The 14,951-nt window shown below is 42.6% G+C and carries 10 protein-coding genes; all 10 read right to left on the bottom strand.

What is annotated here, in order from left to right; all coding sequences use genetic code 11:
- Positions 1-7 precede the first annotated feature (7 nt).
- The 10 genes from ACNORC_RS11150 to ACNORC_RS11105 all read right to left on the bottom strand — a co-directional run bounded on the left by ACNORC_RS11150 (position 8) and on the right by ACNORC_RS11105 (position 14,896).
- Positions 8-1,546: a YifB family Mg chelatase-like AAA ATPase gene (locus ACNORC_RS11150; RefSeq protein ID WP_418335720.1), complete on the bottom strand. Its 1,539-nt coding sequence runs from the start codon at positions 1,544-1,546 to the stop codon at positions 8-10.
- A gap of 46 nt (positions 1,547-1,592) precedes the next feature.
- On the bottom strand, positions 1,593-2,456 hold the full coding sequence (locus tag ACNORC_RS11145; RefSeq protein ID WP_418335719.1) for a BadF/BadG/BcrA/BcrD ATPase family protein: 864 nt from the start codon (positions 2,454-2,456) through the stop codon (positions 1,593-1,595).
- Between the two features lie 46 nt (positions 2,457-2,502).
- Positions 2,503-3,504, bottom strand: coding sequence for a type I glyceraldehyde-3-phosphate dehydrogenase (gap, locus tag ACNORC_RS11140; protein WP_418335718.1), 1,002 nt, complete (start codon positions 3,502-3,504; stop codon positions 2,503-2,505).
- Positions 3,505-3,524: 20 nt separating this feature from the next.
- Entirely contained in the window at positions 3,525-4,511 is a 987-nt protein-coding gene (pfkA, locus tag ACNORC_RS11135) for a 6-phosphofructokinase (protein ID WP_418335717.1), read from the bottom strand.
- Positions 4,512-4,635: 124 nt separating this feature from the next.
- Complete coding sequence (locus ACNORC_RS11130; RefSeq protein WP_418335716.1) at positions 4,636-6,078, bottom strand: alpha-amylase family glycosyl hydrolase; 1,443 nt, start codon at positions 6,076-6,078, stop codon at positions 4,636-4,638.
- A 15-nt stretch (positions 6,079-6,093) separates the two neighbouring features.
- Positions 6,094-8,499, bottom strand: a complete 2,406-nt coding sequence (locus ACNORC_RS11125) for a glycoside hydrolase family 31 protein (RefSeq protein WP_418335715.1) — start codon at positions 8,497-8,499, stop codon at positions 6,094-6,096.
- Positions 8,500-8,505: 6 nt separating this feature from the next.
- Positions 8,506-10,368: a glycoside hydrolase family 13 protein gene (locus ACNORC_RS11120; RefSeq protein ID WP_418335714.1), complete on the bottom strand. Its 1,863-nt coding sequence runs from the start codon at positions 10,366-10,368 to the stop codon at positions 8,506-8,508.
- Between the two features lie 52 nt (positions 10,369-10,420).
- Positions 10,421-12,727 carry a maltose phosphorylase MdxK gene (gene mdxK, locus ACNORC_RS11115; RefSeq protein WP_418335713.1) on the bottom strand — a complete coding sequence of 769 codons (2,307 nt, stop codon included), beginning with the start codon at positions 12,725-12,727 and terminating at the stop codon, positions 10,421-10,423.
- Positions 12,724-13,389: a beta-phosphoglucomutase gene (gene pgmB, locus ACNORC_RS11110; RefSeq protein ID WP_418335712.1), complete on the bottom strand. Its 666-nt coding sequence runs from the start codon at positions 13,387-13,389 to the stop codon at positions 12,724-12,726. The genes mdxK and pgmB overlap by 4 nt, the downstream gene beginning before the upstream one ends.
- Positions 13,376-14,896, bottom strand: a complete 1,521-nt coding sequence (locus tag ACNORC_RS11105; RefSeq protein WP_418335711.1) for an MFS transporter — start codon at positions 14,894-14,896, stop codon at positions 13,376-13,378. Before ACNORC_RS11105 ends, pgmB begins: the two co-directional genes overlap by 14 nt.
- Positions 14,897-14,951: the final 55 nt, after the last annotated feature.

Here is a 14,951-nt window from a genome sequence, read left to right as displayed (position 1 = left end):
TTTTAGTTCAACCCAGCCAGCCTTCCCTGTCCAGGCTGCGGTATTGTATCGCTTCACTTATGTGAGCACCGTTTATAGATTCAGAATTATCAAGATCAGCAATAGTTCGAGAGACCTTCAAAATACGGTCATAAGCTCGCGCAGAAAGGTTTAATTTTTCCATTGCCGTTTTTAACAATTGCATGGAAGCAGGATCCAGGCTGCAGAATTCTCTGATCTGCCGCACATTCATCTGCGCATTATAATGCACTTTTTCATCACTTTCAAACCGTTCGGTTTGTCTCTCCCGAGCTGCCGTGACCCGCTGTCTTATTTCGCGACTGCTCTCTCCCCTTCTCTCTTCACTCAGTTTTTCAAAGGGCACCGGAGTAACCTCAATATGAATATCGATGCGATCCAGAAGTGGACCACTGATCTTACTTAAATACCGTTGCATTTCTCCCGGGGAAGAAGTAGCCGGTGATCCAGGTTCATGAAAGTATCCACTGGGGCTGGGATTCATGCTGGCCACCAACATAAAACTTGAAGGGTACGTAACCGTGAACTTTGCCCGGGAAATAGTCACTTCCCTGTCTTCCAACGGCTGTCTCATTACCTCAAGAACGCTGCGTTTGAACTCCGGAAGCTCATCCAGGAATAAGACGCCATTATGGGAAAGCGAGATCTCCCCCGGCTGCGGATATGCTCCACCGCCAACAAGAGCAACATCTGATATAGTATGATGAGGACTTCTAAAAGGTCTATGGGCCATTAATCCCACATTTTCCCGTACGCGACCCACAACGCTATGGATCTTAGTGGTCTCCAATGCCTCGTGGAGGGTCATTGGAGGTAAAATACTGGGCAATCGTTTGGCCAGCATCGTCTTTCCTGCGCCGGGAGGACCAATAAGTATAATGTTATGACCACCGGCAGCGGCAATCTCCATGCAGCGTTTGATCGATTCCTGCCCTTTTACATCGGCAAAATCGTGCTCCGGATTTTCCAGTTCGTTGTAGAATTCCTTTCGGGTATCAATAACCGTTTTTTCAAGCTCCTCTCCTTCGTCAAAAAAACGGATAATCTCTTCAATATTTTCAATTCCGTAGACGTCAAGGCCACTGACAATCGCGGCTTCCCTAACGTTCTGCTTCGGAAGAAAAAAGCCTTTAAAACCCTCTTGCTTAGCTTTTATGGCAATGGGTAAAGCTCCTTTTATGGGTTGCAGGCTTCCGTCGAGAGAAAGCTCACCCATAATAATATAATCGGAAATATTTTCGGCTTGGATTTGTCCTGAGGCAATAAGAATCCCCATGGCGAAGGTGAGATCATAGGCCGAACCTTCTTTCCGAAGGTCGGCGGGAGCCATGTTTACAGTAATTTTCTTTCCGGGAAAATTGCGGCCGACATTTTTCAATGCGGCCGCTATTCTAAAACTGCTTTCTTTTACTGCAATATCGGGAAGACCTACCAGGTGGTAACCTATGCCCGAGTCGACGTTTACTTCAACGGTGATAGTGGTGGCTTCCACCCCAAACACAGCACTTCCGTAAACTTTTACCAGCATTTAAAAATTGTTTTTTTAAATGTAGTAAAATTTTGCTGAAAGCTTTCTACTGCTGAACCTTTAACACATTTTTGCGATAGTAGTCCAGGATGCCATCAATAGGGCGCTGCACGATATTCCCAACTGTCAAACGATAAGGTTGCAACGCATCCCTTACGATCTCCTGAGAAAAATAAGCGATGGATCCTACAAAATGGATCGGCACATTTTGAGCAGCCTTGAAACAAAGTACCCGGTGCTCAATAAAATTTTGCATTCCTTCTGCGATCAACTGGTAGAAATAACCGTTTTGTTCATTCTTGAAAATGAATTCAGCAAAATGAGCCAAATAAGTATTCGGGTTTTCTTTCTTGTAGATGTTCTCTTTAATGGCATCTGAAGAAATATCGTATTCCTTCTCAAAGATCGCTGCCAGCTTTTGCGGCATTTTTTTGTAGTAATAATCGCGGATCAATCTTTTTCCGAAGTAATTTCCGCTAGCTTCGTCCATTAAAATGTATCCCAGGGAGTCTACTGCCGTTTTGATGGTCTTACCATCAAAATAACAACTGTTGGATCCTGTACCCAGGATACAGACAATACCGGGCTCGTCAGTAACTGCATACACAGCAGCCACCATATCTTCCTGTACCAGTACTTCTGTGGCACTGGAAAAATATTTTTCCAGGATCAATTTCAAAAGAGCTGTGGGTTTCGCAGTACCACAACCTGCACCATAAAAATGTACTTTTTCAACTCTATCTTTTACGGTCTGGAGGTCAAAATTTTCTGCGAGCCGTTGTTCCAGCACTTCAGTCTTAAAGACTGCAGGATTCAATCCTTTTGTTCGGGTTTTCAGCACTTGCTCCCCATCGGAATCCAATAAGATCCAATCACATTTTGTGGAGCCGCCATCTGCTATTAAAATCATAGTGAAAAATAAAAAAAGCCCTGAACATTCAGGGCTTTAATATGAATTATTTTAGTGAAGCTACGTGAGCAGACAATTCTACAAGTTTAGCTGAATAGCCATATTCGTTGTCATACCAGGCAACCAGTTTAAAGAAGTTGTCATTTAGCGCAATTCCCGCTCCGGCATCGAAGTTACAAACGTAAGAATTAGAAACGAAATCCTGAGAAACTACTTGTTCTTCTGTATAAGAAACTACTCCTTTATAAGCACCTTCCGAAGCTTTCTTAAAGGCCGCTTTAATATCTTCATAAGAAGCAGCTTTTTCAGTTCTTACAGTAAGGTCAACCACAGAAACATCTGCAGTAGGAACTCTGAAGGCCATCCCAGTCAATTTTCCGTCAAGCTTAGGAATTACTTTTCCTACTGCTTTGGCAGCACCGGTAGAAGAAGGAATGATGTTGATCAAAGCACTTCTACCACCTCTCCAGTCTTTTTTAGATGGACCATCTACTGTCATTTGGGTTGCAGTGGTCGCGTGAATGGTAGTCATTAGACCTTCAACAAGTCCAAATTCATCATCAACGATCTTTGCAAGTGGGGCAAGACAGTTGGTAGTACATGAAGCGTTAGATACGATCTTATCGTCTGAGGTGATGTCCTCATGGTTCACACCCATAACGAACATAGGCGCGTCTTTAGAAGGAGCCGAAATAACTACTTTTTTCGCACCTGCTGTAAGGTGTTTTGCTGCAGTATCTTTAGTGGTGAAAATTCCGGTACAATCCATAACGATTTCTGCACCCACTTCATCCCACTTTAGTTCTTCCGGATTCTTTTCTGCAGTGATACGAACTTGTTTTCCGTTCACAACCAGGTTTCCTCCTTCAATTTCCACAGAACCTTTAAATGTTCCATGAACTGAATCATATTTTAAAAGATATGCCAAATGATCTACATCCAGCAGGTCATTAATTGCCACTACTTCTACATCTTCTCTTTCACTGGCAATTCTGAAGGCGATCCTTCCTATTCGACCAAATCCGTTAATTCCTATTTTAGTACTCATAATCTCTGTTTTTATAAAATTTAAATTGTGGTGATGTTCAACACCCTCCTTAACTCCTTATCTAATGGTCGTTGACCTTTAATGGCCACTTCAAAATCTACTGAAGTTACCATTCTGTTAGTGATCCCAACCATGACATTACTTTCACCGCGCATTAAAGCTTCAACTGCACCTACACCCAACCTACTGGCCAGCACCCGGTCAAAACAACTGGGGGCTCCTCCTCTTTGGATGTGACCCAAAACCGATACACGTATATCATAACCTTCGAGATTCTCACCAATATATTCGGCGAGCTCAAAGATGTTCTTTCCGCTCTTCTCTCCTTCGGCTACCACAATGATACTGGAAGTCTTGCCCGATTTTCGGCTTCTTTCAAGGGAGAACAGCATTTGCTCGATCCCTTTGTCCTCTTCAGGAATAAGGATCTCTTCAGCCCCTGCTCCAATTCCACTGTTCAAGGCGATATCACCGGCATCGCGGCCCATCACCTCAACAAGAAAAAGCCTGTTATGAGAACTGGCAGTATCCCTGATTTTGTCAATAGCCTCCACAACCGTATTAAGCGCGGTATCATAGCCAATGCAATAATCTGTGCCATTGATATCATTGTCAATGGTACCCGGAATTCCTATTACCGGAAAATTGTACTCCTCCTGTAATTTCATGGCGCCGGTAAAAGTACCGTCTCCCCCAATTACGATAAGAGCATCAATTCCCGAATTCTGAAGATTCTTATAAGCTTTTTTACGACCTTCTTCGGTTCGGAATTCTTTTGATCTTGCCGACTTTAAGAACGTGCCGCCACGGTTAATGACGTTACGCACAGATCGTGCGGTGAGAAGTTCAAAATCGTTTTCAATCAATCCCTGATATCCCCGGTAAACACCGATACAATCCAGGTTGTAGTATGCGCAACTTCTGGCTACGGCCCTAATTGCTGCGTTCATTCCTGGAGCGTCTCCTCCGGAAGTCAAAACTGCGATCTTTTTAATCTTTTCTAACATTGATGTAAAGCTATTTCAATTAGAGAATATAACCTAATTCCCCCTGAAACTCAAACGTTTTCGGTTAATAAAAAATAAAAATGCCCCTTTTCAGAGGCATTTTTGCAATTTTTTTGAGGAAATTTTAATTATTTACTAAAACAACATATTCCCATGGACCAAATTTATAATTGCCATTTTCGGTCAATTCGAAGTCTTTTTTCCCAATGTATGGAGTGAAATTTCCAGTCACTTCCATGGTGAATTCTACCGGCTTATCACTCATGTTCGCAACATATACCACTTTATCGCCATTCGCTGCTCTTTCAAAAGCAAGAACTTTAGCGTCATTGGAAGTCTGGATCCTGTTGTGAGGCGCAGCCTCCTTGGCACCATGAAGCGCCGGATTGGAATTTTTCAGCTCTCCCAGTTTTTCAAGCACCGGCCACATTTTCCCTTTTGCCTTTGGAATAGTGTCTTTTTCGAAGAACTTCAGCCTTTTGTCCATATCATACTCCTGCCCACTGTAGATAAGTGGCATCCCCGGAATTGTATAGGTAAGAGCAACCATAGCTTCTGAAGCATCTCCCATTCTTTCGGTAACTGTTCCATTCCAGGAGTTCTCATCGTGATTGGTCACGAAATTCATCAGGTAATCATCCTGCTGATAAGTGGTGTCGATCTTCTTCATGTAATCATCCCAGGCTTTCACGGTTACTTTCCCCTGAGCCATTTCATTCATTAGGTGATGACCTTCCCAGTTATATCCCATATCAAATGAATTATGGAAAAGGTCTTTGTCTTCAGATTCTGCAAGCATGAATACCGGCTTGATCTTCTTTACTTCTACCACAGCCTGATCCCAAAACTCGGTTGGAACTTCTCCGGCAACATCAGCTCTAAAACCATCGATATCATGTTCGGCGATCCAGTACTTCATATCCTCGGTCATTTCTTTCCAAAGTTCCTTGTTGTCATAATTAAGATCGGCAACATCTGTCCAACCCCAGGACTCACCCGTTGCAGGATTAAGTGGATCTACCGGCTCACCTTTTTCATTCTGAGTATAGAATTCAGGATGATCCTTTAGCCACTGGTGATCCCAACCTGTATGGTTCGCAACCCAGTCAAGGATCACATACATACCGTTTTCATGAGCAGTTTCAACTAGTTCATCAAGATCTTCTTTGGTCCCGAAATTAGGATTGACATCGGTATAATCTGAAATGGCATAGTAGCTACCAAGGTATTTCTCTCTTTCTTCCGGATCTTCAATATCTTCAATGCTAAGATCTCCTGTTGCCTTCCTCTTGGTTTCAGAAATAGGATAGATCGGCATTAGCCAGATCACTTTTACACCCAGATCTTTCAACTGCGGAATATCTTCGGTAAAAGCATCAAAAGTGCCTTCAGGAGAATATTGACGGATATTGGCTTCATAGATTACGGCTGATGCCAGCACATCATCACTTACAGGTTCTATTTTCTGTTCCTGTTCAACGGCGATTTCACCCGCTGCATTATCGGGGTCGTTCTTACAGGAAGTCAGGGCCAACAGCCCCAAAAAGAAAATTGATATTTTTTTCATAAGATTAGTTTTAAGTTAATTTATTGATATTGTAGTTTTATTATTCTTTAATTCCAGCGGCAACTGTAGTTCGTGTTTTTCAGCATCAAAACTGAACCTCATTTTCTTACCATTTATCTTTACTTCGGAAGGCTCAAAAATGAGATTATGTACCACCATTTCAGATTTTACTATTTCTGAAACCTTTTTAGCCGAACCTAATTCCTTTTCAACTGTAATAATTATTTCATTTTCTGAAATTTCACTACTGAAATTTAGGAGTTCAAAAAGACCTTTTTCATAACTCCTTGAGGTTTGCCCATCATCAAAATACAAATTCCCTGTACTTTTTTCAGCCGAAGGATCATAAAAATAATGGATTTCCAATTTCTCCGGAGAAAATTCAGTGGTCGAATGCATAGGTTTGGACATAGGAACAAACGCACCACCCCTAACGAAAGTAGGAATATACTCCTCCTTCAGCTGGACAGTTGCAGTAGATCCTCCTTCATACATCTTCCCTGTGTAGAAATCGAACCAGTTTGCCGTTTTTGGAAAGTAGATCTCTTTTTCAGAAACATCGGGTCGAACAACGGGAGAGACTAAAAAAGCATCTCCCCAAAGATATTCCTGGGCAACCGAATACAATCGGAAATTATCAGGTTCTTCGAAGAAGAGCGGCCTCATTAATGGCAATCCTTCTATTGAATTCCTGAAAGCCAGCGTATAGTTATAGGGCAACATCTTATAACGGAGTTCTATTGCTTTCTTAGCAAGCTTTTTAGGTCTTTCGGCTCTAAAAACTGGTTCTGAAGCCACTGCTTCCTGTGCATGAGGCCTGTAGATGGGTTGGAATACTCCGTACTGAAGCCAGCGGGCATATAACTCGTCATCCAAAAGATCACCTCCAAATCCGCCAAGGTCAGAATGCATATACGCCAGTCCCTGAAGTCCCATTTGAAGGGAGATCTCGGGTTGGGGTTTTAATCCGCCCCAGCTTCTGCTCACGTCCCCGGACCATGGCATTAATCCGAATCGCTGGGAACCGGCTGCCCCGGCACGCATGAGAATGAAAGGCCGTTGCTCAGAGAAATTTTCGGCATATCCCTCGTAAATCATTTTAGCCCAGTAATGTCCATAGATATTGTGAACTTCATTAGCTGAACCAATAGAATGCTGCAAGGCTTCAGGATGCACTTCAGGCTCTCCCAGGTCTCCCCACCAGCCATCGACGCCCATTTTCTTCAGGTCCTCATAAATATTCCAGAACCAATCCTGTGCTCCGGGTTCAAAAATGTCAATTAAGCCGGTGTTTCCGAAGTAGAAATCAAAGGTGAAAGGCTGCTGCAAAGAATCTTTAGCCAAAATGTCATTTTTGACTGCCTCTTCCCAACGGTTTGAAGTGGTCAAAATAAAAGGCTCTGTAACCAAAATGGTCTTCACCCCTTTCTTCTTCAGATCCTTCATCATTTTCTTGGGCTGCGGAAAAGAATCACGCACAAAAGCAAGATTACCCATCGTGCCTTTGATCTCATGACCAAACCAGAAAAGATCGAGAATTATGGCATCTACCGGAATATTCTCTTCTTTGAACTTTGCGATCGTATTTTCAACTTCTTTCTGAGAATGATATCCAAAACGGCTGGAGAAATTTCCAAAAACCCATCTTGGAGGCAGCGGCTGGCGACCGGTAAGCAAGGTATAGTTACTCACCAAATCCTCCCAGGAATCTCCAACCACGACCTGGTATCTCTTATTTCCGCTGATGGTTTCGTAGGTAAGAGTATTATTATGTTCACTGTCAAGATCCAGAAAACCGATAGGGGCATTATCAAAATGAAGCAGGTATTTTTCCGAAGAAAGAACGATTGGAAGCGTGTAATTTAACAATTCACTTTTGGTGGTATACCCGTAATCAGCACGGTTGTACAACTCCAGCCTGTTACCACGCCTGTTCATCCCCAGAGCTCTAGCTCCTCCACCAAATAGAACTTCGGTCTCAGTGAGATTGAAATCCAGTTTTTCATGTTTTTCATCCCTGGAATACCCGGTCTTTTCGGAAGTCAGTTTTTCACCTTTGAAGTAATAAGTGACTTGAAATGGCTTTTTTTGCACTACCACATCGATTCCTTCAGAATCAAGGGTTAGAGAAGTATCATTTTGGATGAGTTCATACTCCACTTTTTGAGGTTCCATTACCACCGCGTGAGAGGTGGAAGAAAAAGTTTCTCCTGAAGGAACAAAAGTAGCTTCAATAATTTCGGGAGTATAGTACTTAAAAATGTACTTTCCGTCACTGGTTTCTAATTGAGTAAAATTTTCCCCTTTTTGAGCCTGCTTAAAGACCCGCTCCGGGTTTTGACCGAACACCGCGATCTGTAAAAATAGAAGACCCAAAAAAATCCCCTTTTTCACACCTTTATCAAACATATATTCTCTCAAGTCGATTTAAAGTTTTGTAGTAAAGATATACGCTCCCATTTTCGGTAACGCAAGGCTGCCTTCCCAGATCATTTTTTCTCCCGTAAGCAGATTTTTTAGATTTTGCCCACCCAGACCGAGTTCTTCAAAACGTTCCAGATCAAGGTTCACAGGCTCCTCATTCTTATTGAGTATCAACACCACTTTCTCATTTCCAGAGCTTCGGGAAAGCAGGTAAACTCCATTTTCCGGTGCAAAATGAATTGTTTCCCCTTGCTGGATGGCTTCACTGTTCTTGCGGTAGTTCAGAATCAGCTTCAGGTATGTTTGCATTTCCTTTTGAACCTTGGAAAGATTCTTACCGGTAAAGGCATTCACCGAATCATTTTTCCATCCGCCGGGGAAATCGGTTCTTATAAGACCGTGATCACCGGGTTTGGCAGTATCATTCATCAGGATCTCGGTTCCGTAGTAGATCTGCGGAATGCGAGGTAACATCAAAATATACGCCAGCGCCATTTTTGCCTTCGGAATACTTTCCCCGAGCTGGGTATAGATCCTGCTCATATCGTGATTATCGGGAAAGATCATGATGTCTGAAGGGGAAGCGTAAGCAAAATCATTGGCAAGACCTGCATATATCTTCTCCAATCCTGAACCCCAATTCTCTTCCTCATTCAAAGCCGCCACTATATTTGCCTGCATGGCAAAATCCATAGTCGACTTTAAGTTGGAGTCGTAGCCATCCTTATTGGGCGCTCCTTCCTGCCAATACCTTATAAGTAGCGGATTGTAACTCCACTCCTCTCCTACAATATTGAAGTTAGGGTATTCGGTCATGATTGCACCAGCCCAGTCGCTCATGAATTCCTTATCGGGATAAGGATAGGTGTCCTGACGAATTCCGCCGAGGCCAAGAGTTTCTATCCACCAGATGCTGTTCTGGGTAAGGTAGTTGGCCATATAAGGATTCTCCTGGTTTAGATCTGGCATGGTATCTACAAACCAACCTTCGGTCATTCTTTTCTTGTCACCTTCGGAAGCATACATATCCTGGTTCGTGGTTCTCTGATGGCTGGAATAAACTGTTTTTTCACCATTTAAGTAACGCTCCTGGTAATTGATCCAGTCCGTGAAAGGAAGATCTTTCATCCACCAATGTTCAATTCCTACGTGATTGGCAACCTGGTCCATGATCAGTTTGATCCCTCTTTCTCCGGCTTTATCAGCCAGCTCTTTGTATTCGGCCAAAGTTCCAAACCTTGGATCCACCTTATAGAAATCGGTCATGGCATACCCGTGATAGGAAGCATTTTTCATGTCATTGATAAGCAAAGGCGACGACCAGATGGCCGTAAAACCGAGGGTGTCAATGTAATCCAGATGGTTAATAATTCCGCGAATATCACCTCCATGTCGCGCATAATCATTATTCCTGTCAATGGTCTTTTCTAAGAGGGAAGAATTAATATCATTGGAGGGATCACCATTTGCAAAACGATCTGGCGTGATAAGATAAATTACATCTGAACTGTCAAAACCTACATAATCTTCTGCCGGTTTCTGACGAGCCTTGAGTTCATATTTAAAAACTTCAGTTTTACCACCGGATTTTTTGAATCTTATGTCAAACTTTCCGGGTTTGGCCTCTTCAGAAATAGAAAGGTCTATAAAAAGGTAATTGGGACTATCAGCTTTGTGCACCTCCTCAATAGAAACTCCATTATAATTAATTTCAGGGACTGTTTTTCCAATCTCTTTTCCGTAGACAAGCAATTGAAGATCCTGATCTTTAAATCCGGTCCACCAGTTTGGAGGCTCCACCCTTTGAATTTGTGCAAAAGAGGATAGGCTGATAAGAACAACGAGAACAAAAAACATCTTTTTCATACCTTATATTTTATATTAAAAAAGCTTCCCGTTGCCAGGAAGCTTTTTGATTTTAAACACATACTAAGTGGTTAGGCTCCACTTTTACAGCCTTACCTTTTACAAGGATCTCAATAGCCTCATTTCCTTCCAGGCTAAAGCTGGTTTTTCCCGGAGCAACATTCACCTTCAGGATCTTATTGCGGTAATTAATTTTAAAAGAAAATGCTTCCCAGCCATTCGGGATCTTAGGGTTGAAAGACAGCTGCCCATCAACAACGCGCATTCCTCCAAATCCTTCCACAATACTCATCCAGGTACCGGCCATACTCGTAATATGACATCCCTCCTTCACCTCATTGTTGTAGTCGTCAAGATCCAGCCTTGAGGTTCGAAGATAGAATTTATAGGCCTGGTCCATTCTGTCCAGAACAGCCGCCTGAATACTATGAACACAAGGAGAAAGGGATGATTCATGAACCGTCAATGGCTCATAGAAATCAAAGTGTTTTTCAAGTTCTTCCATCGAGAAGTGGTCTTCGAAAAAGTAGAATCCCTGAAGCACATCGGCCTGTTTGATATAACAGGAACGTAAGATTCGGTCCCAGCTCCATTTCTGGTTGATCGGTCGCTGAGTTTTATCCAGTTCTGATACAGGAATGATCTCCTTATCCAGGAAGTTATCCTGCTGCAGGAATACTTTATATTCTTCTGAATAAGGGAAGTACATTTTTTCTGCCACTTCTTGCCATCTCGCAAGTTCTTCAGCAGTGAGCCCTGTTTTGGCCATGATACGATCATGATCCTGAGAAAACTCATTTTTTACGCTATCAATAGCAGCAATAGTGTACTCAATACACCATTTCGCAATATAATTGGTGTACCAGTTATTGTTAACGTTGTTCTCATACTCATTTGGACCGGTCACCCCAAGGATCACGTACTTGTCTTTCTGAGTACTGTAATTTGCTCTTTGCTGCCAGAAGCGTGCAATAGCGATCATAACTTCCAAACCTTTTTCAGGAATGTAGCTGAAGTCTCCTGTGAAGTCCACATAACGTTTAATAGCAACGACCATCGCTCCATTACGGTGGATCTCCTCGAAAGTGATCTCCCATTCATTATGGCTTTCCTCTCCGTTCATGGTCACCATTGGATACAGGGCTGCCCCATTGGTAAAGCCCAGCTTCTTCGCATTTTCTATCGCTTTATCGAGCTGATTATAACGATAGGTCAGGAGGTTTCTGGCAACATGCTGATCTTTGGTCGCCATATAGAATGGAATACAGTAGGCCTCTGTGTCCCAATAGGTGCTACCACCATATTTCTCTCCGGTAAAACCTTTAGGGCCAATATTCAACCTCGCATCTTCTCCTAAATATGTCTGGTTCAACTGGAAAATATTGAACCTGATCCCCTGTTGTGCCTTTACATCTCCTTCTATAGAGATATCGGCCATTTCCCAGATCTTGGACCACGCATTTTTCTGCTCGTTGAGCAAAGTGTCAAACCCTGCACTTACAGCCTGCTCCAGTACATTCGCAGCTGCGGAAACCAATTCCTCCCGCTTATGATTCATGTCCGTCACATAACCTCCGAACTTTTGAAGGGTAATTTTTTCCCCTTTTTGAGCATCTAAGGAATACCGGAAGGAGATCTTTTCGTCAAAGAGAACTTCACTCGCTTCTACAGGCACGAGATGTCCATTTTTAAAGACCTGTGACTGCATAAATGCGGTGGTGTGGTATTCGGTTTTGAGGGTTTTTGAAGTAATAAACCCTCTCTGATCCCGCGTACTTACATCTAAAGTCTTCCAGAATTTCTCTTCCCAATTGGCATCTTCATTAGTAATACCACTATCTATATACGGTTCAAAAACTACTGTCGCATCTGAATTCAACAATTCAACATCGAACTTGATCGCTCCTAATTCATTGCGAGCAATGGATAGGAAACGAACTACTTTAACAGCTAAATCAATTCCCTCGGGGGTGGTAGCCACAAAACTGCGCTCATACCAGCCCTCTTTCATATTCAATTCTCTGCGGAAGTCTTTAACTTCAGTACATTTAAAAAGGTCAAAAGACTCTCCGTTGATCAATAAGTTGATCCCGATCCAGTTAGGGGCATTCAATACTTTAGCAAAGTATTCGGGATATCCGTTCTTCCACCAACCCACTTTTGTTTTGTCGGGGTAATAAACACCTGCTATATAACTTCCCTGAAAGGTAGGGCCGGAATATTCCTCTTCGAAATTAGCCCGTTGACCCATCGCTCCATTTCCAATACTAAAGAGACTTTCGGAAGACTTCACTCTTTCTGACTCAAATCCCTCTTCAATGATCGACCAACTATCTGGTTTAATATAATCCTGATTCATTTCTTACTTTCTAACAATTTTTTTATAAACTCTAAATCTATTTCGGTAAAGTCGGCAAAGATATAATCTGCTCCCTTCAAAACCTCTTTATCACCAATTCCCACGCTCAGCATTCCTGCCCGATTAGCGGCCTCTATTCCTGCTACGGAATCTTCAAAGACCACGCATTCTTCGGGTTTTAAAGCAAGTTTTTCAGCAGCGACAAGGAAGACTTCCGGATCTGGTTTAGCCTTATGGACGTCATTTCCATCGACAATGGCTGTAAACCATTCCGAAATACCGAGACCTTTTAAAATAGGCCTGGCATTTTTACTTGCTGAGCCAAGTGCAAAAGGAATTTTATTTTCATATAAATAGTCCAATACTTTTTTAACTCCCGGCAACAGGTCTTCTGCTGACATTCCGGAGATACGTGCCAGATAATCCTCATTTTTGGAAGCCATCAGCGTTTCAAACTTATCTTCTGAAACCGACTTTCCTCCCCAACCCAAAATTCGTTCGAGAGAGTGTATCCGACTAACTCCTTTTAATTGTTCATTCTGCTCAAGGGTTATATCAAAACCCATATCATTCGCTAATTTTCTCCATGCCAGGTAGTGGAACTTTGCAGTATCCACAATAACCCCGTCAAGGTCAAAAATTATTCCTTTATACTTGTTCATGAATATTTACTCGTTTTTTTGTTCGCACTCTCAGGGTCAATAGTCCTGAAAGTATCATGGAAAAGCCTCCTACCACTATGGCATAAACAGGATCATTTCCAAAAAATTCTTTTACCAGGTATCCTAAAATGGTCGCGGCAACTATTTGTGGAATTACAATAAAAAAGTTGAACACTCCCATATAATACCCCATTTTAGCCGAGGGAAGAGATCCTGATAGCATTGCATAAGGCAATGATAGAATGCTCGCCCAGGCAATCCCCACACCTACCATAGAAAGTAGCAGGCCTGCCTTACTTGAAAGGAAATAGATTGAGATCAAACCTATACCTCCAAAACACAGGGCTAACAAATGGGTTATTCTATTACTGGTCTTTTGGGCAATTACCGGAAGCAGAAAAGCTACAGCAGCCGCTACACCATTGTAAACTGTAAACATCACCGGCACCCAGTCTGCAGCGTCGTTATAAAGTTCAGATGTTGGATCTGTCGCACCAAAGACATGTCCTGTGACAGCGGCTGTGGTATAGATCCACATTGAAAAAAGGGCAAACCAGGAGAAGAACTGTACCCAGGCCAATTGTTTCATGGTCTCGGGCATGTTCAGCATATCTGTAATAATAGTGGTGAACCCGTTCTGTACTTTCTTCTTCCGCAGCTGTGAGGCAAGGATGAAAAGTGCTCCGGTCACAATAAGACCTACGAAAAGAATATAAAGTTCTTTCGTAAGATCATGGTCATAGATGTACCAGGTCACCAAACTTCCTAAAATCAGCATGACCAGTCCGGAAATAAGCTGTTTTTTAATATTCTGTTCCCGGTCTTCTTTTTTGACCACTTTGGCAACCGCTTCTCGATCGCGCTTTTCAAATTCCTCTAATTCTTCAGGAGAATATTCCGAAGACTTAAAAACAGTCCACAGTACGGCAAGGAAGAATACGATCCCTCCCACATAAAAAGACCATTTTACAGAATCGGGGATGATCCCTTCCGGAGCAGTGTTACTAATGCCAAGCCAGTTAGAGAACATATACGGCAACAAAGAACCTACAACGGCTCCTGTTCCTATAAAAAAGCTCTGCATGGCAAACCCCAACGTTCTTTGTTTTGCAGGAAGATTATCCCCCACAAAAGCACGGAAAGGCTCCATAGAAATATTAATGGAGGCGTCCATGATCCACAAAGTACCTGCTGCAATCCACAATGTGGGTGAGTTAGGCATTATAAATAAGGCTATAGAGGATAATATTGCACCCGCCAGAAAATAAGGTCTTCTTCTACCCAAGCGGGTCCAGGTGCGATCACTAAAATACCCGATAATAGGTTGAACTACCAGTCCCGTAACAGGGGCAGCAATCCAAAGGATCGGGATCTGATCTACATCAGCTCCAAGGGTTTCAAAAATTCTGGAGGTATTGGCGTTTTGCAGGGCAAAACCAAATTGGATACCAAGAAATCCAAAACTCATGTTCCAGATCTCCCAAAAACTCAACGTGCGTTTCTGCATTATCGTAGGATTAGATTACGATAAGCTTTTTAGACTTATCAAAACTTAAAAGGGG

The organism is Salinimicrobium soli, from assembly GCF_048323655.1.
GTDB lineage: Bacteria > Bacteroidota > Bacteroidia > Flavobacteriales > Flavobacteriaceae > Salinimicrobium > Salinimicrobium soli.
Note: the sequence above shows the minus strand (reverse complement) of the source record. Positions and strands in the feature narration are given on the sequence as shown.